This is a genomic window from Rothia sp. HMSC064D08, from assembly GCF_001809525.1.
GTDB classification, from domain to species: Bacteria; Actinomycetota; Actinomycetes; order Actinomycetales; family Micrococcaceae; genus Rothia; species Rothia dentocariosa.
The window spans coordinates 75,958-101,782 of record NZ_KV797895.1; the positions used below are offsets into that span (position 1 = coordinate 75,958).

A 25,825-nucleotide genomic window follows, 5' to 3' on the forward strand; every position below is an offset into this window, starting at 1 on the left:
GGCGGGAACATAGACTATGTTCCCGCCGCAACTTTTCGCTCCCGAACTTAACTTAACCTGAGCCTACTGCTGATAGGTTCGCTTCTCGATAATCGGGATGGAACCGGTAGCGGTGTAGGTTGCCGCAGCCCTCGCCGCCGTCGCCTGGGTGTCTTCGCCCTGCGGAATCACCTCGGCGCTGGGTGCACGGTACAGGTGGCTATTTGCCCAATACGCGAACCCTAAAAGCGCGATGGCGCATGCCGACGAGATGACAACCCAGAGAGTGAACTCACTCTCGTAATAGAGTTTGAAGAACGCCCCTCCCATAAAACCGCCCACAAGCGGGGCAAAGACGGGAACCCACGAATAGAACCAGCGTGAGGTTCCTTTATTGTGAATGGGCAGCAGAGCGTGCATAATGCGCGGCCCCAGATCGCGCGCAGGGTTCAGGGCGTAACCGGTCTGCCCGCCTAGCCCGACCACGAGCACCGCCACCATAAAGCCGAAGGCGAGGGGTTTGAGCACATCGTTGAGGTTCAGGGAGAGTTCCACGCCGCCGGTGGTAATCGTGGGCTTGAAGTTCACGCCGGTGTACAGCGCCGAGAAGACGAGCATGAAAGTACCGATAATTTCGGAAAGCGCGTTCGTGAAGTAGTTGTGAATGGCGGGAACTGTAGAAAACACGCCGAGTTTGATCTTCTGATCGGCAGTGGCCTTCCAATGCGGCAGGTAGTTCAGGTACACCAGCCCCGCACCGGCCATGGCTCCAAGAAGCTGGGCGATCACATACCCGGGGACCTTAGCCCAATCAAATTCGCCAAAAGCCGCCAACCCTACAGAGACCGCAGGGTTCAGATGCCCGCCGGAATACGGGTGTGAGGCGTAGACACCGAAGGCTACGGCAAAACCCCAGCCGAAGGCGATAGTGAAGAAGTTATCGCCGTGCCCTTTGGAGCGTCGCAGCTCGACGGTGGCGATGGCGCCGCATCCGATAGTGCACATGATGAGTGTACCTAGGAATTCGGCGAGGTAGGGGCTGATGGTGTGCACGGAACCCTCCGCTTGTGTTTATGTTGGAATATTTGGTTTTATATGTGTTTCTATAAGACGTGATGAAGCTCGAAATAGCAATACTTTGGGATAAAGTAACCCAAAGACATAAGCGGTATTCGTGGGTTTGTGTGGAAAAGTGGGGTGTACATCACGTGCGACAGTCCAGGGTTTGGAGGCGAATCACGCGTGTTTAAACGGCACGGATGTTGATGCGGTTTTTGCTTGCCGATGCGGCGCTGGCTATAAGGGGTGGCTTAACCCGAGCATCAGGGGAAACTTGCTTGAGAGCGCCCGGGGCAGTTCATTACGGTGGCGTTGACGGACTATATGCAGATTGGAGTATTTACCATGAGTCAGCGACTTCCGGCAGAAGAACTACAGGGCATTCCCGGTGGTACTCTCATCACCGAAACCCCCGAAGAAGGGCGGCAGCTGGCGATGCTCATCGCACGGCATACCATCCACCAGATTCAACCTAACCCGGATGCTCTCAAAGCGGGGCGCCCGGAATACGCGGTAGACCCGGACTCGCTGACAGCTGCGGCGCAGGTGGTAGCCATCGAGTTCCAGACCATCGCGGCAGCCAACAATTACTGGCGGTAACCCTCACCTGGATTTACCCGATAAAAGGTGCCTTTGTGTGAATAAAGCGGGTTTTTAACGCTTTATTCACATAAAGGTACTTTTTATGCGGGATGCTAGAGAATAGAAAATAAGGATGCACGGCACATGGGATCCTCTTCCATATTTGCGTCCTGACTAGCTATAAAAATCAGGAGAAACAGGTGAGCACCACATATACCGCACGTCGGATCGTCTGGTCGAGCAAATCCCTAATACCCATGGCGCTCGCCATGATTGCCGCCGGATTTGATTTCTATGTGCCGGTCAGCGCGTTCTTCTTGGAAAGCCGTGGGTTATCGCTTACCGATATTTTCATGCTGGAAAGTGTTTTGGTCGCTAGTATTTTGGTGGCTGAAATTCCTGCCGGGATTATTGGCGACCGTTTCGACCGCCGGAGACTCGTATGTGCCGGTTTTGTGTTCAACGCGATTGCCGAGATCCTTTTTGCAGCTGGCACAAATTTCTCCATTTATGCTCTTTCGTTTGTGATGAGTGGGCTGAGTATTGCCATGCTTACGGGGGTGCAAGACGCCTATATTTATGATTCCCTTGGTGATGATGCTGATGCGAAAGCGGTTGGCGCGTGGGGACATCTTAGTGCCCTGATGCTCACCGCGGGGGTAACAGGTTCCGTGGTGGGTTCTGCGTTGGGGTCCGTCGATATTTCACTGCCCGCTCTGTTATCGGCGGCAATGGCCGTAGTTGCGGCAGTTTGTGTGGCGTTTTTGCCGCAGCAGAATCCGAAAACTCACGATAAACACCCTGAAACTTCGTGGATTTCGCTAAAAATAGGTGTGAAACTACTTTTTACCTCGCCGCTTCTGCTGTACGTTGCGGTAGGTTCGAGTGCATCCTTTGCGCTTTTCAACGCGGTGTACACGCTGAACCAGCCGCTTTTTGCCGCGCAAGATGTGCCTATTGCAATATGGGGCGTGATTGCTGGTGCCGGTCAGCTTCTTGCGGCAGGGTATAACTATGCGGCGGGGCGTATCGAGAAGCGGGTAGGGCGCAAAACCGCGCTTCTGCTGGCCATGGGGTATGGCGCCGCGGGCTTCTGCCTGATGGCGGTGCCGCATGTCCTTGCCGTAGTATCGGGGTTCTTACTTGTGGTGGTGGGTATTCACGCGCGCGGGCCGATCACCTCTGCTGTAACCAATAAACTGATTCCTGCACATCGCCGCGCCACAGTGCTGAACGTGGCAAGCTCTGTCGGGAGCCTCGTGGGTATTGTGGTGAACCCGCTCGTAGGTCTGGGTGCAGAAACGAGCACGCGCCTCACCGTGCTGGCGATCGGCGGGGTGTTGCTGGCACTAACCCTCACCTGGATTCCAATTGCTAACCGTTACTTGGGGGCAGATGAGGATGCTGACACGTCGGAAGCTCACGTTTCGTAGGCTATTGTGCATGCGGCGAAATAACCCGCAAAATACACAATAACTCGCCGGATAAACAATAGCCTGTCTATATCTGGGTCTGGTTAAACCAATAGAAGCTCTACCCTACAAAAGCACCCAGCTGCGGAATAAACTTCTTCATCTGAGCCACAATATACCGCGCATCTTCCAGAGCTTCTTCGGCTTCATCCGAGGATACGGGCTCATAATCTATATCTGGGTATTCGACCTCATGCCGAGTGCGGCGCAGGCGGGAAAAAATTTTGCTCACCATATCGTGCGGACCGCGTTGGGCACGCAATGCATCTCCTACGACCACATGTCCTCCACGAGTTGTAGGGCGTAAACCCTGCACTGCAAGCGCTGCGGTCAAAGCCAATCGGGATGCGTCATAGAGTAGGGTGTATGCGCCTTCCGGATCAGTCTCAACGAGTATGTGTGCCGTCGCAAGGTGTTTATCTGCACGGTTTATCAAAGCTTTGGCGTGTTCGGGGTTTACCTCAACATGCTCTAGCTCTCCCCTAGCTAGAAGCTCAGTAACTTTCTCGCGCCCAGTTGTCCACGAGTTTTTCATAGGCTTAGCCGGTTTCGGCCTTTCAGGCATCGTTATCTCCTAAATCGCCGAAAAGCGGGGTTATGGGGCGCGAACGTACGGTTTTTACGAAAGGATCATCTGAATTCCAGCCTTCACGAGAGAGTTTTTTGACGTTGATTTCTAATCCAAGACGCTGCTCAACATCATCAATAGCTTCGTAAAGAGCGTGCCGTGATGGAGTGCCGATAGCGAGCACATCAAGGTCGTGGGGAACTTGCCCGGGCTCTCCACTGCGGCGCTTAGCCCATGAGCCGTAAATTGCCGCAGCTTCAAGATGCGGAACCTGTGCTAAAGCCTCACGAAGCGCCGGGACGGGACCGTAGGTAACATACATAAGCTGCTGCAACGCTTGCCCCACCGGGGTATGCACAAGTGCATTGACGAGGCGACTCTTGCCAACCTGACGAGACTCTAATAGCCCCGCGTTCTCAAGTCGGCTCAGTTCCCGCGAGATGGTAGCCTGCGATGCATTCGTAAGAGCCGCAATTTCGGAGACTGTGTACTGCCGTTCGGGATGCAGAAAAAGAAGCGCGGTCACCTCACCTTGCAGGTTACTGCGCAGCAGGGGCAGCAATGTGGGCGCAGACGTTTTCATAACATGAATTATAACAATCATTTTATGAAAATGTCCCAGGTGAGTGTGCCTCACGCAGACTTTCTATTCGGCGAGTTATTGTGCATTTCGCAGATTATGAAGTCGCCGCATGCACAATAATTCGCCGGATAAAGGGGGGGGAGGGGGACCTACTGCGAGGCCCACCGCAGGATTGCCTCAAAGAAGCGCTCGCATTCGCGAAGCTGTTCCAGCTCAATCCATTCATTGGCGGAGTGCGCTTGGGCGATATCGCCGGGGCCGCATACCACGCTCTCAACGCCCGCGCGCTGGAACTGCCCCGCCTCCGTACCGTAGGTGACTTTTTCGGGGGCCTCGTTCGTGCCCAAAAGCTCGTTCATGAGGGTTATGATGGGGGCGTCGTCGGCTGTTCCCAGACCGGGCACGGCGGCAAGAAGCTCATGTTTGATCTGAACACGCTCCTGCAAAACCCCCGAATGCGCACCGGAAAGCTCCTCCGCCTTCTGAGCGCGCGCCTTCAGATTCGGCAGGATCTTGTTGAAAAGCTCATCCTCAATCAACTCCACCACAGACTCGGTGGTCATTGAGGGGAGCGTACGCAGATCATACTCAAGCTCGGCGTATTCGGCCACAATATTGTATTGCAGCCCGCCGCGCACAAAATTCACGCCGCCGGTCGCATAGGGAACCATGAATGCATCATCAAAAGGCCCCTCAGACTGCCACGTGTCGGCAAGGCGAGAGAAGAAAGTAATGAACTCGCCAGCGGCATTGACCGCGCTCACGCCGTGCGGCGCCAACGATGCATGCTTCGCTGTGCCGGTGATCTCCACGCGCCCACGATGCGCCCCCTTGTGCGCAGAAATCACGCGCATACTCGATGGCTCACCCACGATTGCGAACTGAGGTCTGATATTGCGGTTCACAACGTCTTTAAGCATGGTGGGGGCACCCGCGCACCCGATTTCCTCGTCGTAGGAGAACGCGAAATGCAGCGGAACCCTCAGCTGCGCTCGCGCGACCTGCGGCAAAAGCCACAGTGCCACACCCAGGAAGCCTTTCATATCGCATACGCCACGCCCGTAGGCGCGCGAACCCTCAACCCGCAGCGTGAACGGATCGGAATCCCAGGTTTGCCCTTCGACCGGAACCACATCGGTGTGACCGGAAATCACGATGCCGCCCTCGGTTGAACCATCAGCGGCGGGCACGGTAACCCACAGGTTCGCGCGGGTCTGATCTGCGTTATAGGTGCGCTGCCCGGTGTACCCGTAGCGCGCGAATTCCGCCTCGATAAGCTCGATAACGCCCAGATTTGAGGTGCCCGAGATGCTGGGAATGGCAACTAGGCGGCGCATCCACTCCAAGGACTGAGGCTCTATAGGGATGTCGGATGCTGTGCCGCCGGCGTGCGCTGCGCTCTGGGCGGGGTCCTCGGTGCTCACGGATTCTCCTTCGATGCTGTGGCTCTGTGTGGGGTTATGTGGCTTACGTTATCTTTAATACCTTAGCGCGTCTGCCGCCTCTATGGACCTGTGAATTGGCTTTCATGCATAGTAAAAAGGCTCTTGGGAGTGAATTAAAGCGGGTTTTCTAGCGCTTTAATTAACTCCCAAAAGCCTTGATGCAGCCATATGATGCGGTCGGCAGCGGTCTAGATGGCGTAGTCTACGTTGGAATGCTTGCCGAGCGCATGGAAAGAACGCGAATGATAAACCAGGGGAGTGCCGCCCAAATCGTGACGAATAAATTCCTCGACCCTGGCGGTGAACACGAGAGCGGGGCCAGCCTCCACACGGCTGAGCGGGGTGGCACGCAGCACGCGCCGCACCCCATGCACGAGCGGCTCGCCGCTGGAGAGGAACTCCCATGAAGACTTATCCGCAAAACGGGGATAGCCGTGGGTGGCAAAATTCTTGGCGAGCTGCACATTCTCGGCGTCAAGCATATGGATGAGGAATGAGGGAGCGGCCGCGATCTTACCGGCAGATCCGCTGTCTGCCTTGAGGGAAAACGCTACAATCGCGGGCTCGGCGGCGACCGAGGTGAGTGAGGATGCGGTAAAACCCGCGGGCTCGCCAGCATCATCGGTGGCGGTAATAACGGCAACTCCGGCAGGATGATGCCCGAATGCTTGCTTGAAAAGCTCTGATGTTTCTGATTCTAGAGGCTCTGCCATAGTTAAGACCTTTCTCATGCTGCATCGTCAGTGAATGTGGGGCAAACTATCTTTAGAGTAAAACGCCGCCGCCCCCAGCACACGTTTATTGCTCAATATTTCTCTGACAGGGCTTTTATGACGGGCACCAAGCAACATTACGTAATAAAACCTGGGATTTTGGCAGGTTCCTGTGTCGAATGCGTCCACAGTACAACGGGTGGAAGACTCCATGACCGAAAGCAAACCTGCCCCGGAATTTGTAATGCACCAGGTTCCGGTATTTGACACGCACAAAGACCATCGAGTTCCGGGGATAACCGCGCAAAACATTCGGAAAGGCTCTCTCAGCGAATCGTATGTCGTTGGTACCTCGCGGAAACCTATGAATCGCCACACAGACATGCATAAAAAGGCGTGAAAAATTGTACTCAGACATATTGCCACTACTATGGAAACTAAAGGTTTACATCGCAACACATATAAAACGTACACAAGCACAAGCAGCATACGGCACACTTGAGCCCGCCACGGCAAAACATAGTCACAAGGAGATAACCGCATGGAAACGACCTGGGCTTCGCTCACTATCCCGTTGATAGTGGGTGCTCTGATAATCCTTATTCCGGGTCTTATCGTTGCTTTGGCTATGCGGCAGCGCGGTGTGGAAGCGTTAGGTCTTGCCGCCCCTATTTCCGTGGGTATTTTTGGGGTGAGCGCAATTTTTGCCTCCAAAGTGGGAGTGCGTTTTTCATTCCTGATTCCGCTCGCTTTCGCGGTTATTCTCGCCGGTCTGGGGTATTTGATCTGCCGTCTGCTTGGCAGTCGAGGCTGGCTGGATTTTCCCGCCCCACAGAAACGGCGCGATCAACAGGAAAACACCGCAATTGTGCGTTCTGGCTGGTTTACCCCGCAAACTCTTGCGGCGGGGCTTAGCGTTCTCGTTGGCTTTATCTTGCTGTACATCAGCATTGCCCGCGCTATCGGACGCCCCGAATATATTTCGCAGACCTATGACGTAAACTTTCACCTCAATGCCATTCGCTATATGGCAGATACGGGCGATGCTTCCTCGCTGACTATCGCAAATATGACCTCGGGCGGAGAAGCACCGACCTTCTATCCCGCCGTTTGGCACGGTATCGCCACGGTTATTTACCAGGTAACGGGCATAAGCGTACCCGCCACCGCAAACCTTATGAGCGTGTTGGTGGGGGCGGTAATCTGGCCGCTGTCGGTCATGTATTTGGTGCGTTCCACGATGCGCGCCAGCATTCCGGCCTTGCTCAGCGTGGGTGTTATTTCGGCATCGTTTACGGCGTTCCCCATGCTGCTCATCAACTTCGGTGTGCTTTACCCCAATAGCTTGGGTCTTGCGCTTCTTCCCACCGTGCTGGGCTTGTTCGCCCAGCTTCTGCGCACGGTACAGGCGCGCCGCATCGAGACGGTTCCGGCGCTGTACATGGGCTTTTTCATGGCGCTAGGGCTTGCGCTGGCGCATCCTAACGTCTTGATGACCATGCTCGCGCTCGCTCTGCCTATTATTTTGGTGCGTGCGGCGCTTCAGATTCGTGCGGCGTGGCGCGGCGAACTCAAACCGCTTATCTGCGTTATACAGTTAGTTCTCTTGGCGATATACCCGATTACTCTAAATATCCTGTGGGGTATCGTTCGTCCGCCTCGCGAGGCGGGCGGCTGGGAACCCACACAATGGGACAGCACGGCCGTGGGTGAAGCTCTTCTGAACGGTCAAATGAGTAATGGTTTGCTCTGGACCGTTTCGGTGCTTGCTTTGATGGGCGCGTACTATCTGCTGCGTACCCGAAGCATCGGCGTTTGGCTGCTGCTCAGCTGGGTGTATGTGATGTACTTCTATGTCGCCGCCCGGTGGATGGTCTGGGACGACGGGCGCGACTGGGTTTTGGGCGTGTGGTACCACGATCCGTTCCGCCTGGCCGCGAATGTGCCAATTCTGGCGGCGCCGATGGCCGTTGTTGGTGTGCACGCCGCGTATCAGTGGCTTAAGGCGGCGATTGCGGTTCTGGGCGAGCGCATCGCACCGCTTAAAGAACACGGCGGAATTATATCCTTGGCGCTGGCAGTTATTCTCTTGATTCCGCTGGGTATCAACCTGCAGACAGATCCTAATATCCAGGGTTATATTAAGGGCACCCAGGAACGGTATCTTCCCAAGTCAGACGCCTTGCTCCTCTCGGCCGATGAACGTGACGTGATTGAGCATCTGCATGATTACGTGCCAACTGGAGAAACCGTAATTGTGCAGCCCTGGACCGGCAGCGCGGTGACGTATGCGCTCACCGGATATAAGGTGACGGCTGCGCATCCTCTGTACACGGCTACCCCCGATGCCCGTGAGATCTATCAGCACCTCAACGAGGCCGCCGATAACCCCGCGGTATGCTCTGCGGTGCAAAATTCAAAGGCATACTATTACCTGGACTTTAAGGGACGGGAGATTAACGAAGAGATTCGTGGAGATCATCGTTCCCAGTACCCCGGTCTGGAAAATCTGCAGCAGAAAGGCGTCGCGGAGCCTGTGTACTCCAAAGGCGAGGCAACTCTTTACCGCATTACGGCTTGTGGTACCCCTCAGTAATGAGCGGTATTCCCTGTTGAGAACATACATACACGGTGGCAGCGGCGGCTGTCACGGGTGTTTCAATGCTCTCTGCCTTTGACTGATAGACTGAGTACAGTCATAACACGTGTATTCCAGTATCACCGAGAGGAATCCCCTACGCATGAGTTCAGAGAGTCCGCAGCCGACGCCGCGCACACTCGTCATTATGCCTGCGTGGAATGAGGAAGAGGTTATCGGTAACACCATCACTGAGCTCTTACAGAGGGTTCCCGAGGTAGATCTGGTTGTGGTGAACGACGGTTCCACGGATCATACTTCAGAAATCGCGCGCAGAGCCGGTGCTTTTGTGATCGATCTGCCCTACAACATGGGGGTAGGGGCGGCAATGCGCACCGGGTATAAATATGCTCGCCGAGCCGACTACGATTATGCGATGCAGGTGGATTCCGACGGTCAGCATGATCCTGCGTGCATTCCAGATTTGATTGCGCACGCGCAGGACTGCGATATTGTTATTGGTTCCCGATTTGCGGGCTCGGGCGACTACAACGTATCTGGCCCTCGAAAATGGGCGATGAGCCTGCTTTCATACCTTTTCACCCGCGCCGCGAAAACCCCTTTCACCGATGTGACGAGCGGCTTCAAAATCGCCAACCGCAGAGGTATCAAGTTCTACTGTAAATTCCTGCCCGCCGAGTATTTAGGCGATACTATCGACGTTACCGCTATGGCTATTCGACAGGGTCTGCGTGTGAAGCAGACCCCCGTGAGAATGCGCGAGCGTCAAGGCGGAACACCTTCCTCAGGTCCGGTGAAATCGGCGGTTTATCTTGTTCGTTCACTTTTTGCCTACTGGATTTCGATGAACCGTAAAAAGACTGATAGGAAGGATCAGCATGAGCGCTAGTATATTCTTCCTTATCGTTGCGCTGTGTATTTGTACGCTCGTTATTATTCAGGTGCGCAACCTGAAGATGAAAGAAAAATACGCGGCCCTGTGGCTGGGCGTCGGTGCCGCCATTATTGTGCTGGGAATATTCCCCGGTCTGCTGGACGGTATTACCGAATTTGTGGGTTTAACGCTGCCGGTTAACCTGCTTTTCCTGCTCTCTATCGTGCTGTTGATGTCCGTATGCCTGCACCTCACCTTAGAGGTCTCCAGGCTTTCGGAGAAGACGCGCATCCTTGCCGAAGAAGTGGCTATCTTGCGGGCGCTTCACGAGCAGCCCGGTGGTGCGCCAGCGCATCGCACCCCGCAAGATCCCGATCAAGACCCCCAAGACTCAACCTCTGGAGCTGAACACGATGACCGTTGATATCCTCTTCCCCTACTACGGCGATGTTTCAATGATGAAACAGGCTGTGCTCTCTATTGTGCGGCAGACCAACCCCGACTGGCGCCTGATTGTAGTGGATGACGGCTACCCGGACGAGTCTATTCCCGGCTGGTTTGCCTCGCTGAACGATGAGCGCATCACCTATATGCGCAATGAAACGAACCTGGGCGCAAACGCCAACTATCGTAAGTGTCTGACCTTTGTAGAGAACGACCTCGTAACCGTTATGGGCGCGGATGATGTGATGCTCCCCAACTATGTGCAGTGGCTGGTAGACTCCGCCGCCGCCCACCCAGAAGCCAGTATTTTCCAGCCCGGTGTGGTGGTTATTGACGAGAATAATGCGCTGTCTAATACCCTTGTGGAACGCACGAAAGAACACTACCGTCCTGCGGCAGAGGCGGTCCTTCAGGGGGAGGATCTCGCGGTTTCTCTGCTGCGCGGCGCCTGGTTCTATTTCCCCTCGCTCGGTTGGCGTGCTGAGGCTATTGTCGATACCGGATTCCGTGAAGGCCTTAACGTTATCCAAGATATGGCGCTTATCCTCGACATTACGATGCGCGGCGGCGCCCTCTACTACGATCCGCAAGTAGCCTTCATGTACCGTCGTCACGGAGGCTCCGACTCGTCATGGCGCGCCCTGGAAGGCACCCGCTTTGAAGAGGAACGCGGCTACTACAAGACGATGGCCGCAGAGATGGACGAGCTCGGGTGGAAGAAGGCGGCACGGGTGGCGCGCATCCGCTTCTCATCCCGTGCTCACGCGCTGACGCTGCTTCCGAAGGCGGCCCTGGCGAAGAAATGGCAGGGCGTGAAGAACCTTGCCGTTCATGTGGTGAAGTAAGGTCCAATGGCTGGCGCGAAGAACACACCCCAGGATGACCCCGCCCCAGAGAACATAACCCCCGAGAATACGGATCAGCAGGGCACAGCCGGCGGGACTATCAGCCGGTATCAATCGATGGCGCTTTTAGCGTCCTCGGTGTTGACGGCGCTGGCGACTTTAGGCACTACTGTTATCGCCAATCATGCGCTCGGCGGTATCCAGATGAAAGAGTTTCTGCTGTTCTGGGGTGCGCTCTTCGCGGTAACCGGTATTATTACGGGCATTCAGCCGGAGGTAACGCGTGCGGTCGGTGCAGCGCGGCGTGACGGCGTATACCGGGTGCGCGTGGTATATGTTGCCGGTGCTTTCGGCCTGTTAGCGGGGCTTCTCGTGGTGCTCACCTCCCCGTTGTGGGCGCACGATCAAATTCCTACGAATACCCCGTGGGCGGTAGGATCCATTGCCGCTGGTGTAGCCTTTTACGCATTGCAGGCGACCATGAGCGGTGCCAGTGCTGGGCGCGACAGCTGGTATCTCTTCGCCGGGATTGGCGCCCTAGAATCGGCGGGTCGTCTTGTACTGATGATCGCCGCAGCATTCGCGGTTCCCACGCTCACGGGTCTGGAGGTCGCCACCGTAACCCCTATGGCGTTGTGGATACTTCTTGCCCTCTTTCTTCCCGGCGGGCGCAAAGCCTGGGCGGCACGCGCCGATATTGAGGTCAAACAGCTCAGTATGAACCTGATCTGGTCGTTCCTGTCCTCGGCATCCGCCGCTGTGATTATGATGGGCTTTCCCAATATTTTGGACGGCAGCGAGCCGAACCAGAGTGAACACACCAAACTCGTTATGGGTGCGCTCTTCTTGGCGATTTCTATTACGCGCTCGCCGATTATGATTCCCTTGCAGGCCTTTCAGGGGGTGGCTGTTTCGGCGTTCTTGAAGCAGCAGCATCGCCCGTTGGCGGCTTTTCTAAAGCCTGCTGTGGCGGTGCTGGGGCTTGGGGCGTTCGGCGCCGGTGCCGCATACCTGGTAGCTCCTATGCTTTTTAGGCTGATTTACCCGCCGGAAGCTAATCAGAATGATGCTTATGCCGAAGTTATCACCGGTACAGTCATGGCGGTGTTGGTTTTTGCCTCCGCCGTGCTGGCGTTAATTTCCCTGTCGGGGAATATGGTGTTGGCTATTGGGCGCCATCGTGCGTATGTAACGGGGTGGGCAACCGCCGCTGTGGTAGTTATCGCGGTAGCGTTTTTAACTCCTCTTCCGGTGGTGGGGCGAGCCCTAGTTGCGCTCTATGCGGGCCCTATCTGCGGGTTCGTGGTGCATCTGGCAGCGATGAGGATTCACGCCCGTTCCGCGCAGGCGCTCAGTGAGGGCGAGGCTTTACGGGAGATGCTGGTTGAGAATACAGCACGGGGCGAAACCCACTAATACGTATGGAAAAGGGGCGGCTAAGATAAGCCGCCCCTTGACGCTTTTATGAGAACTGTATGGGATGCCCCAGAGGATGCGGTATCTGAGCCGCTGCGGGCTCATCCGCCTGTGATGCGGGCGTATCTGATGTACTGTGCGTGGTCGGCGGGGATGGTTCCCTGCGTTTGCTGCCCGTCACAATGGGATGCCGTGCCAGGTTCATCGCGGGTTTTTCGATAAACATCCAGGAAAGCCAGGCAATGCCGAAGGTGAGGATTAGATCCAAGAAAATATTGGCCGCTAAGCCCAGGGATACCGACCCGAGCATCACCAGAATTTGCTGTACTGGCCACGCATACACATATACGCCATAGGAAATGTCATTGGTGCGCGCCCACGAAACGTTGATGGAACATCCTAAACCAATGATTCCGTAGGCGAGAATAAGCTGGGTCCACTGCAAAACATTCGCATGCGGTACCAGCCAGGTGATGTACACCCCGGCTGCAACGCACAGAACCGACAGCACCGGGTAAACCCTGATTTTGCGGCTCAGCAGATAGAGTAGGGAACCCGCAAAGAAGAGCGGGTACATACGTGCCGAAGCGTTGAGGTCGCGCGGATGAAGTCCGAATGCTTGGCTCATAAAGTCGTACCCCAGATATTGGTTACACAGGTAGTAGCTCAGGCTTATGAGGTATGCCAGCGGAATAAAGATTTTCAGATTCTTGCGAATAAAGGGCAGGTAAAAGAGCGGAAGTAATAGGAGATAGCAGAAGAATTCATATTCTAGGCTCCAGACAGACCCATTCCATGAAGGAAATTCCAGAGGAACGTCAATGGGCCCGCCAAAGAGCGGATACTGAAGCGCCATCAGATCGTAATTGCTGCGAATGTAGTGAAAAGCATCTGCCCAGTCCCACCCCGTTGCGGCGTGCCCCGTTATGACCGAGATTGGACCACCAAGAGCAACCACAAAAAGAATAGAAACCCAATAACCGGGAAAAATACGGAGCACACGTTTAACAAGATAAGAACCTGCCCCGCTGCGGTAGGCGCTATGCGCAATTAGAAAACCTGAAATACAGAAAAATGCATTAACCGCGTAGTCACCAAATACATAAAAGTTGTGCACAAGAGGATGCTCGTCTACTTTGGCACCCATGACGAGGTAGGGTGTATGGGAGAAAATCACGCAAGAAGCGAGAATAAGTCTTAAAAAATTGAGTGAATTGGCACGCTCAAATACCCCTTCATAAAGCGTAGGGTATCTCTGTATGTTTTTATGCAGCACGCGGTTGCTCCTGAGTTATTAGATGATCTACAGTGACCATCATTGAGTGACGTAAACTATCTAAATTCTACCTGAACAGTGTGCTTTACATGATCTTATTTAACGGTAGAAATTTAACACTCTTTCTCGGTGAGCTCACTTATATATTGAGAGCGAGTTTCCGCTTCCACAAATTTCGCAGCGTTGCGTCAATATACTGTGGGTAAACCCCTCATGACGATTTCTCGGAGTAAAACTTATTAGGGCAGAATCCAGCGGCGTACCGGAGGAATGAGCCGCAGCATCCACACAATCGCGGCGGATAAAGCCCACACGAAGAGCGCATAGGGAACTTCCCACTGCACTTTAGTCAGCGAGAAGTTTACCGCCTGTAGAATTTGGATGATAAGAAGATGTACCAGATAAACCCCGAACGTGAGAGCCGCAAGGCGTTTTAGAATATTCTGCACCGTGGGCGATGCTTGACCAATGCGTGAATACTTGCAGAACACCAAGACCGCGCTTGCCCATAAAATTGCTGGAACTGCAAGGTACCCGTGTACCAGAGGCACGAACGTTGGGCGATGCTCAATTAAATAAGCACTGCCGAAGATAAATCCTCCTAATCCCACGATGCCCAACAGATAAATAACGATGCGCCACGCACGAGAAAATTCGGTATTGGCAAGCGCATACCCAAGAAGACAGAACCCAAGATACCCGGTGATGGGTGCAACAAACTCAGGTAGGACGTGAGGGTAGATCAGGTGGATTGCCTGGGTGATAATCGGTAGAACAAGTCCGAGTGCCGCCATAAGCCAGAAGAATCCGGTGCGTGCCGTGGTAGCTTGTTCCGTCTGAACACCACGTATGGCGTAAGAGAAAATCGGAAGCACTAAATAGACGCCGACTAAGGCCTCAAGATACCAGAAAGTGGCTGCCTCGCTGCTGGGAGCTACTAATGTTCGCAGAATTTCGTGCGCTCCGGGAAACGGAGTAGAACCCGTCCACATATGAACGAAAAGATAGATTTGCGCCCATAAGATCATGGGAATCAGAATTTTGGTAAAACGCTTGCGATAGAACGTTCCTATAGACTCGCGGCGAGTAAAATCCAAGAGGTTAATGCCGGTCGCCATAAAGAACAGTGGAACTGCCGCAACCCCGAAGCCAGATAGTATATTTTCAACCCACCACGCCGAAGATGACGGATTATCTGGGGTAATAAAACGCACATGCAGGAGTACCACCCACATGATTGCCACCGAATTGATGAGGTCAAGGTACACACGGCGCTGCTTTGACGATTTTGTTCCCTTAAGGTGAAGGGAATTATCGCGTGTGGAGCCTACCATACCAACCCTTTGTGTTCTATGACTGTTGTTTATGCTTATAGATACGTGACAGTACCAAAATTCATATTCTACATTTTATAAGTACGTTTTATATATATTCCGTATAAAACACGGTAGAGTTTTGGGGAAGTTTTAAGAAGTACTCCCGCTGCTCCAAAGACTCGATTGGTGCGAAGCGCTGTGAGCGCTTGTGCATAGGTGAAACCTTTACGGCATTCACGTAGTGTCTCTCGCGCACTATCACCGCCGACCACTAGCGCTTGCTGGGCGTTGTTAAGAAACGCAAGAACTCGTGCGACGGTTAGGGCTTTTTGCGCATCGGGTTTGCTGTGGTGCTCTCCGAGAGCATCCTCAAAATATGCGATAAGGCGGTGTGTTTCTTCTACCGGGGTGATGCGACTCCACGTCAGACTGTCTGGAGTTACGGAGTAGTTGTAGAGAGGGTCTTCTATCACTGATACGCTCTGTGCCGCCAAGTAGCACTTGAGGAGAGCGCATTCATCTTCGGCGCGCTCAATATCGGGGTAACGAACATCGTTGAAAAGAGAACGGCGAATGATTTTATCCCAAGCATAGGGGGAAAGTTCATCTTGCAGAAGCTCGTAAGCTGCTTGTTCACCGGTGCGTATACCCGGTGTACCCTTGAGGCGTTTAGTCTTGTGCCCCCGCGTATCTACCATGTTATGAGCACAATTCACCACGTCTGCCCCGGTAAGCTCGGCCTGCTGATGTAGCCGTTCCAAAAAGGTAGGTTCGAGGGCATCATCGGAATCGGGGAAAACTACCCAGTCACCTCGTGCATGTTCGAGCCCCTGATTACGCATGGCAGAGAGGCCTTTATTTTTGGGGTTGTTGAAGATGTGGATGCGGGTGTCGGGGTTTTTCTTGTGGTAGTCGGTGATGATGTCGGCGGAGTCATCGGGGGATCCGTCGATCATGATGATCAGTTCAAAGTTGGGGTCTGTTTGGTTTCGGACGGATTGTATGGCGTTGATGACGGTGTTGGCGGTGTTGTAGACCGGCATGATGATGCTGGTACGAGGGGTACGCATAAAATTTTTCCTGGATCGATATAGGGTTAAAGGCCGTAGTTACGTTTGACATAAGCGCCGTAGAGCACGCGGTATAGCTTTGGCGAGAGCTTCAAGAGAGCACCCGCAGCACCCATGAGCGGGCGTGAACGCAGAGTCGCAAAAACCTGACCCCACGAAAGCTGTTTCCGGCATGCGGCGATAACGCCGGGTGCATCCGAACCGCCGGCAAGAAGAGCCTGCTGCGCGTTATTGAGAAAGGTGACGCTTGTAGATGCGGCAAAAGCGTTTTTACCTCGCGGGGTTTTCAGTAAATCTCCGGCGACGCGGCGCATATAGTCGGTGTGGCGAATACTCTCTTCAACGGGTGTGATGCGCCCCCAGGTTAGCCCGCCCTGTTCCATCCTGTAGGTGTAGAGGTGATCGGTGATGCCGACTAGGCGCTTTGCCTTCATGCAGCAGGCGAAGACGACGAGGGCGTCTTCGGCGCGATGAATGTCTTCGGCGAACCGCACCCCGTCAAATAGTTGGGCACGGAAGATTTTATCGCACATGAACCCGGTGTAGCGGTCTTCCAAAAATTCGATGGCAATATCTTCGCCTTCGTGCACTCCGGGGGTAACTTTTGCCCGGTGCACTTCGGTACCGTCGCTGTGTCTGATGGTATGCCCGCATACGGCAATGTCGGCATCGTGAGTGCGCGCCGCCTCGTGAAGTTTTTCGAGGAATTCGGGGTGATATTCGTCGTCTGAGTCGATGAAGGTGATCCAGTTGCCTCGGGCGGTGTCGAGTCCTTGGTTGCGTACGGCGGAGACGCCTTTGTTTTCGGGGTTGTTGAAGATGTGGATGCGGGTGTCGGGGTTTTTCTTGTGGTAGTCGGTGATGATGTCGGCGGAGTCATCGGGGGATCCGTCGATCATGATGATCAGTTCAAAGTTGGGGTCTGTTTGGTTTCGGACGGATTGTATGGCGTTGATGACGGTGTTGGCGGTGTTGTAGACCGGCATGATGATGCTGGTACGAGGGGTACGCATAGGATCTCCGTCTTCGTAGGGTAGTCTGCTACTCATGCTACCGCGAGTATAAGAGTTTACCTATCGGAAGCATGTTTAAGACGGATAAAGCTCCCGCCGGCTCCCCTGTAGGCGCGGGGAATCTGCGGGAACTTATATCTTGAGAAAGCTCATGGTCTAAAATCTCGGATAGATTTTAGATGCCTTCCTGGTGTGCAATCTTCTCTAGCAGAGGCAGAATGCCGGAGCGTTTTTATCCGCCGCCTTGAGAATGCACGTATTACCTGCGTTGTGACGCGGAATGTGAGGTGCCCTCAGCTGCGTGCGAGGTTCGTTCTGTGTGCCAGTTTAACCACAACCTGATGATGGTTAGCGCCAGTGCAGCCCAGGCGCTCGCCTGCTCTTGGCTGAGCAGGCCGTACACCTGCAGAAGAGTGGCTACCGCAGGAATGATCGCGTTGAGATGCTTAAACCAGTTGAACCGCTGAACTGCTCGGTGTTTTTGCTGGCGCGGTTTTTGTGTGCGTGTCATATCGTCCTTTCTGCTGGTTGAGATGCGGCGGCGGGCGTCAGGTTCTATCTAGAGGGGTATGCTGTGGGACCTTGTGACAGCATACCCGAAACGAAAGAGAAAGTCATGCGTTTTGATTGAATTATTAATGCAAAATACGATTAAAACCCTGAAATTTCGGGCAGGATGAACTACTTTGTAATATTTATGACCCGAAAAATAAATCAGTCTGCTAGACTGGTGGCATGGCTATCGGTGACTACATCAAATACAAGACAGGACTCTCCCAGCGGGCGCTCGCCGCCGAACTCGGTATGAACCCCAATGCTATTCAGCGGCGATTCTCGGGTACTGGAGTGATGGATGTAGAAACCCTTGTCAAGATAGCTGACCGCTTCGGGCTTGACCTGCTCGACCTCATGGTCGAAAGCGGGCTTATCACCACCGCTCGCGCTAAATCTTTGCGGGTGGGCGGGTCTATTCGCGATGTTTCCAACGAAGACTTAATGGGCGAGGTGCTGCGCCGCATGACGGCGGTGCAAACCCGGGAACAGCCGATGCGTGCCGCGGTAACCCCCACTACTCCCGTGGAGGCGCCTGCTGCTGCATCCGCGCAAGCTGGGCGAGCAGTCGCGGGTGCCGCGAGCGGTTCACTCAGCGAAGGGAAGCGCAAATACACGGCAGAGGACTACGCCCTAGCTGCAAAACGCGGCGAAATCTATGACAGTGAGGAGGGATTCTTTGGTGCCTAGCTACGATCCCTACACTCACGCACATACGCTCGGGGTCGATATCGTCTGGGGAACGCCCGGGCACGGGATGCTCGGTCGCTACGACCACGCCAGCCGCACCATTACCCTGCGCGAAGGAATGCGCACCCGGCAAGAACGCTCCGTACTCGCCCATGAACTCGTGCACGCCGTGCGCGGAGATGAGCACGACGCCTGGGATGCATCCTACAGCGCCCGCCGTGAGCGCAGCTGCGACCTGCTGGCCGCAGAAAATCTGATCGACCCGGAGGATCTGCGCCGCGCCGCCGCCTTCTATCCGGATAACCTGCCCGCGCTTGCCTATGAGCTTGACGTGACCGAAGAGCTTTTGGTGATTTACTTGGATGCGCATCCGCTTACCGTGGCGCAGGCGTAGCTTTAGCGAGGGCTCGCTGCCGCTAGAAGCGGCGCTTTTCGGGTATTTGGGTGAGCAGAAATTTCGGGAGCATTTTCTTCATCTGGGAGCACTTAAGCCGCTCCCGCATGAAGAAAATGCTCCCGTTTTACGGGCGAGTATATTGCTGCCAGCACCCATTCTTTGTGTGAGGAATGCGTTTCTGTATCTTCTATAACAGATAGCTGTTACTATTAAGACATCTGCTATAGAAAGGATAATTTCATGAAAGCCCTCAACATCACGCAGTACACCGGCATCGACGGGTTGCAGTACCAGGACGTGCCCGAACCCACCCCAAACCCCGGGCAGGTTACCATTCGCACAGAATACGCGGGAGTCGGGTATGTTGATGCGCTTCTCGCCGAAGGCATGGCGGAGCTTCCGCTTCCCTGGGCACCGGGTATCGAAGCCGCGGGGCGCATCCATGCCCTCGGTGAAGGAGTAACCGGCCTGCGCGTGGGAGATAAGGTTGCGGCTCCGCTGACCCTGTTGGGTTCAGGAGGCGGCTTCGGCCAAATCTGCCTGGCGCAGGCAAACCTTGTGGCACCCCTGCCTGCGGGTATGAACCCGGCGTTGGCGGCGGTCGTCCCTGCTAATACTCCTACCGCCCTTGCGGCGCTCGAACGCACAGCGCGTCTGCAGCCCGGCGAACACGTGCTGGTGCAGGCCGCTATGGGCGGTCTGGGCACGCAATTCGGGCAGGTTGCCAAGCTCATGGGCGCCGGAAAGGTGGTCGGCATTGTCAGTACCGAAGAAAAACGCCAGCTCGCCCTCGACCTCGGCTACGACGAGGTATGGCTGCGCGATGAACTTGCGGATAAGAGCGGGCGGCAATTCGACGTGATTATCGACCCGGTTTCTGGACGCAACCGCCCCGAACTCCTTAAACTTCTGCGTTTCGAGGGGCGACTGATCGTGGTGGGCAACGCCGCTCAAGACGGGGATCAGGCGGTGGGCACCAATACCTTCTGGTTCGACGGCATCAGCATGATGGGCTTCAATATCGGGCTGCTCTCCAATGCCTACCCCGATATTTTTACTGCCTATCTGCGCCGCGCTTTGGCGTTGGTTGCATCCGGCGAGGTGACGGTGCCAATTCAGGAGGAAGTCGATATTCGCGACGGCGCCCAGGCTTTAGAACGGCTTCGTGCCGGTAAAACCATCGGAAAGTTCGTCTTCAGGCATGAACCATACGAGGAATAAGCCCAAACGGGAAGATAGATAAAAATTCCGGGGGCGATGGTTAAGGCTTTGAAGGATGCGTTCCCAAGGCAAACCATCGCTCCCGGAACTGTGTTCATGCCACGCGCTCGGAATAAAGCCCCTCAACGCATGCAGCTTTCCGGCTAAAAACACGACAGGCACCGGAATGCATACAAATGCCATGAATACGGGTTTAATGCCTCAAAAACAACGCGAAAAGCTTCAAATATTGCTCAGAGCGGAAGCATATGTGATTTATCTCCGCAATAAAAATATTTTCCTGCCGGATTTCCCTAAAATGGAAGCCTGCACCGGTGTACAGGGTATAAGCTAGGAAGAGATTACACACAACGCCGTATAAAACACAGACAGAACGTCACAGAGAAGTGATACAAACTTCGGAGGCATACCTTGTCAGTGAATGACAACGCTATGAAACGCTGGTCTGGCGATGATGCGTGGATTGAACAGTATTACCAGAACAGCCCCGTTGAAGACCGAGAAGTCTTCTCAACGGAAGAACTAGAAGAGTTAGCGCGAGCGCACCGTGCGCTCGCTGAGACGCGCGAACCCAATACCCCTGCGGTTACCGTGCACAATGACGAATACTCCACCACGCTGCTCGTCGTTACCGACGATATGGGATACCTCGTCAGTTCCCTCACCGCCGAAATCGCCTCAGACTTCGGCGGTGTCTACTCGCTCTTCCACCCCATCTTCATCGTGGATCGCGACCCCAACGGAAAACTTCTCTCGGCACGCGGCGCTGGTCGCGCCAGTAACCTTGCCAGTGGCGATACGGCAACCTACGGGCTGCCTGTGCTCTCAGCGAAGGACGGCAAGCTCACGGCGCATCCCATGATCGAGTCTTGGATTGCGATTCGCCTCACCCGCAAGCTCAACGACGAAAACAGCGACCGCCTGCGCGCTACCGCGCTGAAAATCCTCGACGATATTAAAGCCTGCGAAACCGATGCTGAAGCCATGGCCGAGCGCGTGAACACTATCGCCGAATCCCTGGATGCGCTGCGCGGCATAACCCTCGGCGAAGGCGAAGAATCTTTCACCGCGCATCCCGGCGGTAACGAACCTTCCTCACGCATCGAAATCGCACAGGACTTTTTGCGCTGGCTCGCCCGCGGTAACTTCCTCTTTATGGGTATCAAAGAGCGCCTGCTCGACGGCTCTTCAGGGGTTCTCGAACTGGCAGACCGCCCCCACTCGGCGTTGGGTATCCTGCGGTCCACCGAAGGACAGCACCGCATCCGGTTGGAAAACGACACCCTCGCTCGCGCGCTCAGGCCGCGCCCACTCTACATTACGAAGGCGAACACCCGCTCCACCATTCAGAGCACCGACTACCTCGACTACATTGGGGTGCGCCGCTTCAACGCGAGCGGGCGCGTGGTCGGTGAGTACGTGATTCTGGGGCTGTTCACCCGCCAGGCATACTCCCTACCAGCCATAGAAACCCCGCTCATTCGCGAACGTATCGCCATGGTGCGCCGTCGCCTGGGATTCCACCCCGGCTCTTACTCCGATAAGATGCTCATCGGCTTCATCGAAGACTACCCGCGCCTTGAACTCATGCACGCCACGGTGAATACACTCACCGAAACTTTCCGCGGCATTATGGGCCTGGAGGAACGGCGCAAGACCCGCCTTTTCCTGCGCCCCGACCAGTTCGCACGGTTCATCTCTGCGGTGGTGTATCTGCCGCGCGATCGGTACAACACCTCTGTGCGCACCCGTATCCAGCAGGTATTCCGCGAAGAATTTGATTTAACCGCCATCGACTACCAGATTTACCTCTCGGCATCGTCGCTGGCGCGTGTGTTTTTCCGCATCCGGCTCGCCGACCCGAACGTTGTGCCGGATGTTGATGTAAGCGCCCTTGAGAAGCGCCTGCAAGCCGCTACCCGCTCCTGGGGAGAGGCTACCGCCGCCGCGCTTGAGGGCTGGAAACCCGGTGCAGAAGGACGCCGGCTCGCCTCCGCCTGGGCGGAAGCCGCGCCAGCAACCTACCGCGCCGACTACGAAGTAGAAAACGCGATCGAGGATATTGTGATTTTTGAATCTCTCTCGGGCGATACCCAAAGGCCCGCCGCTATCAAAGTCGAGACCGGCGACTTAGCTACCACCCGTCTGAAGACCTACCTGTCAGCACCGCATACCCTCACCGAGCTGCTCCCGGTGATGCAGAATATGGGACTGGTCGTCGTTGACCAAAGGCCCTACGAGTTCGCACCCGAAGATGGGCAGGACTACGGATACCTGTACGACTTTGGTGTGCAGTTCCCCGAAGGTGTAGACCCGCACGCTGTCGCAACGCTCTACGAGGATGCGCTCAACGCTTATCTGTTGGGAGAACGCGACTCCGACACCCTGGACCGGCTTATCTTAGCCGATGGGCTCACCTGGAAAGAAGTTCGCTTATTCCGCGCCTTCAACCACTACCTGATTCAGCTGGGCTTGGGCTACACGCCTTCGTTCATGTCAAATACGTTGATGGCGTACCCGCAGATCGCGAAGCTTTACGTCCAGTTCTTCCACACTAGCTTCGACCCGAACAATGGGCTCACCGATGAGCAGCGCGAAGCTCAACGCGAAGAAATCCTGGAGCAGATTCGCGAAGAACTCAACAAGATTCCAACCCTGGACGCCGATCGCTACCTGCGCTCGCTCCTGAAAATTCTCAAGGCTATTCTGCGCACCAACGCATACTTGGGTCGAGAAGCGCTTGCGTTCAAGATTGCGCCCGAGCAGATCGATTTTGCGCCTCTTCCGCACCCCAAGTTCGAGATTTTCGTATACTCCCCGCGTGTGGAAGGTGTGCACCTGCGCTTTGGCAATGTGGCGCGTGGCGGTCTGCGCTGGTCCGACCGCCGCGACGACTTCCGCACCGAGGTTTTGGGCCTGGTCAAGGCGCAGATGGTCAAGAATGCCGTTATTATTCCGACCGGTGCCAAGGGTGGTTTCTATCCCAAGCAGCTGCCCGATCCCGCCGTGGACCGCGACGCCTGGATTACCGAGGGTCGCGAATCCTACAAGGTCTTTATCCGCTCCCTGCTGGATGTGACCGATAACCTCTCCGTTGCTACCGACGGCACCGAAACCGTGGTACGCCCTGAGGGCGTGATCGCCCGCGACGGTGACGACTACTACCTGGTGGTTGCCGCCGATAAGGGGACTGCCGCATTCTCGGATACTGCAAACGCGATCAGCGCCGAGTATGGGTTCTGGCTGGGCGATGCGTTCGCATCCGGCGGCTCGGTTGGCTACGACCACAAGGCGATGGGTATTACCGCCCGCGGCGCGTGGGAGTCCGTCAAACGTCACTTTGCCGAGCTCGGTCACGACTGCCAGAGCGAAGAATTCACCGCCGTGGGTATTGGCGATATGTCCGGCGATGTTTTCGGCAACGGCCTGATGCGCTCCGAGAAAACCCGCCTGGTTGCCGCCTTCGACCACCGCGATATTTTCCTGGATCCAAACCCGGATCCCGCCGTCTCCTTCGAGGAGCGCGTGCGCCTGTACAAGCTGCCGCGTTCTTCGTGGCAGGACTACAACCGCGAGCTGATTTCTGAAGGCGGCGGCGTGTATTCGCGCGGCTTGAAGTCCATTGAGATCACCCCGCAGGTGCGCGAGGTGCTGGGTCTTGAGGACGACGTTACCAAGCTGGCACCCTCCGAACTGCTTTCCGCGATCCTGAAGGCTCCGGTTGATCTGCTCTACAACGGCGGTATTGGTACTTACGTGAAGGCATCCACCGAAACGAACGCGCAGGTGGGCGATAAGGCAAACGACGCCCTGCGCGTGAACGGAAACGAGCTGCGCGCCAAGATCGTGGGCGAGGGCGGCAACCTCGGCTTCACCCAGCTGGGCCGTGTGGAGGCTGCACGCAACGGAGTCATCATCAATACCGACGCCATCGACAACTCCGCAGGTGTGGAAACCAGCGACCGCGAGGTGAATATCAAGATTCTGGTGGACCGCCTGGTGGCACGCGGCGAGCTTGCCCCGGATGAGCGCGCATCGTTCATCGAATCCCTGCGGGACGAAGTCGGCGCCAAGGTGCTTGAAACCAACGTTGAGCAGAATGTTCTGCTACAGGGCGAGTTCAACTATGGAACTTTGGGTATTGATGTCTACAAGCGTCTGATGCGTGACCTCGAAAAGCATGCCGGTCTGAACCGTACCGTCGAGTTCCTGCCCACGGATAAGGAACTGCAGGCACGGTTTGACACCACCGGCGAGATGCTGACCCGCCCTGAGCTTTCCGTGCTGGCCGCCTACGTGAAGATTTACCTCACACACGCTCTGGAAGAGACCGACTTCGCAGACGATCCCTACCTGGAGGGCCTGCTGCGCGAATACTTCCCGGCACCTCTGGTGGAGCGTTTCGGCGAGTACCTGAATTCGCACCCGCTGCGCAAGGAGATTATCTGCACCCGCGTTGCCAACGAGATGGTGAACCTGGGCGGCATCACCTTCGCTTACCGCGCGGTCGAAGAAACCAGCGTTGGGGTGGATGCGGTCGCCCGCGCCTTCATCGTTGCCCGCGAGCTCTTCGAGCTGGGTAAGGCCGCGAAGCTGCACCGCGAATTGCCCGCACACACCGCCCTGGATGCATGGAACACCGTGCTGCACGATGATCAGCGTGTTCTTGACCGCGTGGTGCGTTGGTTTATCGCCGAGCGCGGCGTGGTTGCGGGCAACCCGCTCAGCTCCCTGCTGGAACGCTTTGGCGATGTGGTGGAGCTTCGCAAGAACCTGCCCGCATACCTCTCGGATGTTTCCCGCGCACGGGTTCGTTCCAAGCGCGATGCTGGCGAGGCTTGGGGTCTTCCCGAAGAACTCATCGTCATCTGGATTCGCGGCTTCGAGGGTTACGCCCTCCTGGATGTTATTCGCTCTGCACGCGATAACGACTTCAAGGCGGTTGAGCTGGCACCGATTTACTTCGCAACCTACGACCGCTTCAAGGTTGATGAGCTGCTCGGTCTCATCAGCGAGCTGCCCCGTAACGACCGTTGGGAGACCCTCTCTCGCCAGGCCCTGCGCGGCAGCCTCTACGAGACCGCCGCAGAGCTTGCAACGTCGGTGGCTGAGGAAGACGCAGGCCACGCTCCAAGCAACCCCGAGGGGGCTTTGCAGGCGTTGGATTCCTGGATTAAGAACCACCCGACTCGTGTGGGCAATATCGACCGCATCTTTGAAGAGGTTCGCAATGCCGAGCCCGACAGCGCATCGCACCCGCGCCTAGCCGTGATCTCGGTGGCGCTGCGAACCCTGTCGAGCGCGTCCTAAATCTCTTCTTAAGATATAACAAAAGCTGTTCCCTCTCCGCCCGCGTGTGGGTGGGGCAGGGAACAGCTTTTTGTTGTCGTGTCGCGGTGTGACGCTGATTAAAATGAAGAATATTTTTTAGCCGATATTCCGCTATTTATCAGGGATTTTTAAGTATTTCAGCGCATGGCGCGTGAGATATTTTTGTGCACATCTGACGGTAAACCCCGCAAACTTGGTTCGGTACCGCTATACTCAAGTAGTAGTGAAACCTTGTGATGCACGTATGCGGCTTCCCCTGCCTTAAAAGCGGGGAATATGTGGCATAAATCCCAGTTGCGGGCTGCGTGTCAAAAATAGTTTACACGTATACAATACAAGGGGTTGAAATCCCGAAAACCGATCACCTAGTCGTTCAGCGC

At 55.5% G+C, this 25,825-nt stretch carries 21 protein-coding genes; 11 read left to right on the forward strand and 10 right to left on the reverse strand.

Features of this window, described 5'->3' with window-relative positions:
- Nucleotides 1–63: 63 nt before the first annotated feature.
- Nucleotides 64–1,032 carry an MIP/aquaporin family protein gene (locus HMPREF2625_RS02505; RefSeq protein WP_070449352.1) on the reverse strand — a complete coding sequence of 323 codons (969 nt, stop codon included), beginning with the start codon at nt 1,030–1,032 and terminating at the stop codon, nt 64–66.
- Nucleotides 1,033–1,383: 351 nt separating this feature from the next.
- Between HMPREF2625_RS02505 and HMPREF2625_RS02510 the strand changes: the two genes are divergently transcribed.
- Together HMPREF2625_RS02510 and HMPREF2625_RS02515 are read left to right on the forward strand one after the other, a co-directional pair.
- Complete coding sequence (locus HMPREF2625_RS02510; RefSeq protein ID WP_172884782.1) at nt 1,384–1,638, forward strand: hexameric tyrosine-coordinated heme protein; 255 nt, start codon at nt 1,384–1,386, stop codon at nt 1,636–1,638.
- Nucleotides 1,639–1,820: 182 nt separating this feature from the next.
- On the forward strand, nt 1,821–3,053 hold the full coding sequence (locus HMPREF2625_RS02515; RefSeq protein ID WP_246826587.1) for an MFS transporter: 1,233 nt from the start codon (nt 1,821–1,823) through the stop codon (nt 3,051–3,053).
- Between the two features lie 100 nt (nt 3,054–3,153).
- Here HMPREF2625_RS02515 and HMPREF2625_RS02520 read toward each other — a convergent pair whose 3' ends face one another.
- From HMPREF2625_RS02520 to HMPREF2625_RS02535, 4 genes are all read right to left on the reverse strand, one after another.
- The gene (locus HMPREF2625_RS02520) at nt 3,154–3,657 is read right to left on the reverse strand and encodes a HEPN domain-containing protein (RefSeq protein WP_083295596.1); all 504 of its coding nucleotides are present in this window, start codon (nt 3,655–3,657) and stop codon (nt 3,154–3,156) included.
- The gene (locus HMPREF2625_RS02525; protein ID WP_070522553.1) at nt 3,650–4,243 is read right to left on the reverse strand and encodes a helix-turn-helix domain-containing protein; all 594 of its coding nucleotides are present in this window, start codon (nt 4,241–4,243) and stop codon (nt 3,650–3,652) included. The genes HMPREF2625_RS02520 and HMPREF2625_RS02525 overlap by 8 nt, the downstream gene beginning before the upstream one ends.
- A gap of 149 nt (nt 4,244–4,392) precedes the next feature.
- Complete coding sequence (gene argE, locus HMPREF2625_RS02530) at nt 4,393–5,667, reverse strand: acetylornithine deacetylase (RefSeq protein ID WP_083295597.1); 1,275 nt, start codon at nt 5,665–5,667, stop codon at nt 4,393–4,395.
- 209 nt (nt 5,668–5,876) lie between these two features.
- On the reverse strand, nt 5,877–6,401 hold the full coding sequence (locus HMPREF2625_RS02535) for a flavin reductase family protein (protein ID WP_004005883.1): 525 nt from the start codon (nt 6,399–6,401) through the stop codon (nt 5,877–5,879).
- A gap of 541 nt (nt 6,402–6,942) precedes the next feature.
- Between HMPREF2625_RS02535 and HMPREF2625_RS02540 the strand changes: the two genes are divergently transcribed.
- From HMPREF2625_RS02540 to HMPREF2625_RS02560, 5 genes are all read left to right on the forward strand, one after another.
- Nucleotides 6,943–8,997 carry a DUF6541 family protein gene (locus tag HMPREF2625_RS02540; protein ID WP_070521421.1) on the forward strand — a complete coding sequence of 685 codons (2,055 nt, stop codon included), beginning with the start codon at nt 6,943–6,945 and terminating at the stop codon, nt 8,995–8,997.
- Nucleotides 8,998–9,142: 145 nt separating this feature from the next.
- On the forward strand, nt 9,143–9,889 hold the full coding sequence (locus tag HMPREF2625_RS02545; protein WP_070521425.1) for a glycosyltransferase family 2 protein: 747 nt from the start codon (nt 9,143–9,145) through the stop codon (nt 9,887–9,889).
- Nucleotides 9,879–10,298 carry a DUF2304 domain-containing protein gene (locus tag HMPREF2625_RS02550; RefSeq protein ID WP_004005880.1) on the forward strand — a complete coding sequence of 140 codons (420 nt, stop codon included), beginning with the start codon at nt 9,879–9,881 and terminating at the stop codon, nt 10,296–10,298. The genes HMPREF2625_RS02545 and HMPREF2625_RS02550 overlap by 11 nt, the downstream gene beginning before the upstream one ends.
- Nucleotides 10,288–11,163: a glycosyltransferase family 2 protein gene (locus HMPREF2625_RS02555; RefSeq protein ID WP_070521428.1), complete on the forward strand. Its 876-nt coding sequence runs from the start codon at nt 10,288–10,290 to the stop codon at nt 11,161–11,163. Before HMPREF2625_RS02550 ends, HMPREF2625_RS02555 begins: the two co-directional genes overlap by 11 nt.
- A gap of 6 nt (nt 11,164–11,169) precedes the next feature.
- A complete protein-coding gene (locus tag HMPREF2625_RS02560) occupies nt 11,170–12,579 on the forward strand; it encodes a hypothetical protein (protein ID WP_070521433.1) in 1,410 nt (469 codons plus the stop codon).
- Nucleotides 12,580–12,625: 46 nt separating this feature from the next.
- On the opposite strand, the gene HMPREF2625_RS02565 is transcribed toward HMPREF2625_RS02560, so the two are convergent.
- The 5 genes from HMPREF2625_RS02565 to HMPREF2625_RS02585 form a co-directional block, all read right to left on the reverse strand.
- Entirely contained in the window at nt 12,626–13,855 is a 1,230-nt protein-coding gene (locus HMPREF2625_RS02565) for an acyltransferase family protein (RefSeq protein ID WP_256387821.1), read from the reverse strand.
- Nucleotides 13,856–14,094: 239 nt separating this feature from the next.
- Complete coding sequence (locus tag HMPREF2625_RS02570) at nt 14,095–15,189, reverse strand: acyltransferase (protein ID WP_070521437.1); 1,095 nt, start codon at nt 15,187–15,189, stop codon at nt 14,095–14,097.
- 68 nt (nt 15,190–15,257) lie between these two features.
- Nucleotides 15,258–16,241: a glycosyltransferase family 2 protein gene (locus HMPREF2625_RS02575; RefSeq protein ID WP_070521439.1), complete on the reverse strand. Its 984-nt coding sequence runs from the start codon at nt 16,239–16,241 to the stop codon at nt 15,258–15,260.
- A 26-nt stretch (nt 16,242–16,267) separates the two neighbouring features.
- Nucleotides 16,268–17,254: a glycosyltransferase family 2 protein gene (locus tag HMPREF2625_RS02580; RefSeq protein ID WP_070521441.1), complete on the reverse strand. Its 987-nt coding sequence runs from the start codon at nt 17,252–17,254 to the stop codon at nt 16,268–16,270.
- Nucleotides 17,255–17,513: 259 nt separating this feature from the next.
- Nucleotides 17,514–17,765: a hypothetical protein gene (locus HMPREF2625_RS02585; protein WP_070521443.1), complete on the reverse strand. Its 252-nt coding sequence runs from the start codon at nt 17,763–17,765 to the stop codon at nt 17,514–17,516.
- A gap of 224 nt (nt 17,766–17,989) precedes the next feature.
- Between HMPREF2625_RS02585 and HMPREF2625_RS02590 the strand changes: the two genes are divergently transcribed.
- From HMPREF2625_RS02590 to HMPREF2625_RS02605, 4 genes are all read left to right on the forward strand, one after another.
- Complete coding sequence (locus tag HMPREF2625_RS02590; RefSeq protein ID WP_070521447.1) at nt 17,990–18,496, forward strand: helix-turn-helix domain-containing protein; 507 nt, start codon at nt 17,990–17,992, stop codon at nt 18,494–18,496.
- Nucleotides 18,489–18,890: an ImmA/IrrE family metallo-endopeptidase gene (locus HMPREF2625_RS02595; RefSeq protein ID WP_048755387.1), complete on the forward strand. Its 402-nt coding sequence runs from the start codon at nt 18,489–18,491 to the stop codon at nt 18,888–18,890. Before HMPREF2625_RS02590 ends, HMPREF2625_RS02595 begins: the two co-directional genes overlap by 8 nt.
- A 243-nt stretch (nt 18,891–19,133) precedes the next feature.
- Complete coding sequence (locus HMPREF2625_RS02600; protein ID WP_070521450.1) at nt 19,134–20,114, forward strand: quinone oxidoreductase family protein; 981 nt, start codon at nt 19,134–19,136, stop codon at nt 20,112–20,114.
- Between the two features lie 432 nt (nt 20,115–20,546).
- Nucleotides 20,547–25,424 (forward strand): NAD-glutamate dehydrogenase, encoded by a 4,878-nt coding sequence (locus HMPREF2625_RS02605; protein WP_246826589.1) that lies wholly within the window; start codon nt 20,547–20,549, stop codon nt 25,422–25,424.
- Nucleotides 25,425–25,825: the final 401 nt, after the last annotated feature.

Bases quoted from the DNA above. Each gene is read 5' to 3' on its own strand.
- HMPREF2625_RS02575 (WP_070521439.1), bottom strand. From the start codon at position 16,241: ATGCGTACCCCTCGTACCAGCATCATCATGCCGGTCTACAACACCGCC.
- HMPREF2625_RS02550 (WP_004005880.1), top strand. From the start codon at position 9,879: ATGAGCGCTAGTATATTCTTCCTTATCGTTGCGCTGTGTATTTGTACG.
- HMPREF2625_RS02525 (WP_070522553.1), bottom strand. From the start codon at position 4,243: ATGAAAACGTCTGCGCCCACATTGCTGCCCCTGCTGCGCAGTAACCTG.
- HMPREF2625_RS02545 (WP_070521425.1), top strand. From the start codon at position 9,143: ATGAGTTCAGAGAGTCCGCAGCCGACGCCGCGCACACTCGTCATTATG.
- HMPREF2625_RS02510 (WP_172884782.1), top strand. From the start codon at position 1,384: ATGAGTCAGCGACTTCCGGCAGAAGAACTACAGGGCATTCCCGGTGGT.
- HMPREF2625_RS02600 (WP_070521450.1), top strand. From the start codon at position 19,134: ATGAAAGCCCTCAACATCACGCAGTACACCGGCATCGACGGGTTGCAG.
- HMPREF2625_RS02520 (WP_083295596.1), bottom strand. From the start codon at position 3,657: ATGCCTGAAAGGCCGAAACCGGCTAAGCCTATGAAAAACTCGTGGACA.
- HMPREF2625_RS02570 (WP_070521437.1), bottom strand. From the start codon at position 15,189: ATGGTAGGCTCCACACGCGATAATTCCCTTCACCTTAAGGGAACAAAA.
- HMPREF2625_RS02555 (WP_070521428.1), top strand. From the start codon at position 10,288: ATGACCGTTGATATCCTCTTCCCCTACTACGGCGATGTTTCAATGATG.
- HMPREF2625_RS02535 (WP_004005883.1), bottom strand. From the start codon at position 6,401: ATGGCAGAGCCTCTAGAATCAGAAACATCAGAGCTTTTCAAGCAAGCA.
- HMPREF2625_RS02580 (WP_070521441.1), bottom strand. From the start codon at position 17,254: ATGCGTACCCCTCGTACCAGCATCATCATGCCGGTCTACAACACCGCC.
- HMPREF2625_RS02560 (WP_070521433.1), top strand. From the start codon at position 11,170: ATGGCTGGCGCGAAGAACACACCCCAGGATGACCCCGCCCCAGAGAAC.
- HMPREF2625_RS02540 (WP_070521421.1), top strand. From the start codon at position 6,943: ATGGAAACGACCTGGGCTTCGCTCACTATCCCGTTGATAGTGGGTGCT.
- HMPREF2625_RS02605 (WP_246826589.1), top strand. From the start codon at position 20,547: ATGAAACGCTGGTCTGGCGATGATGCGTGGATTGAACAGTATTACCAG.
- HMPREF2625_RS02585 (WP_070521443.1), bottom strand. From the start codon at position 17,765: ATGACACGCACACAAAAACCGCGCCAGCAAAAACACCGAGCAGTTCAG.
- HMPREF2625_RS02590 (WP_070521447.1), top strand. From the start codon at position 17,990: ATGGCTATCGGTGACTACATCAAATACAAGACAGGACTCTCCCAGCGG.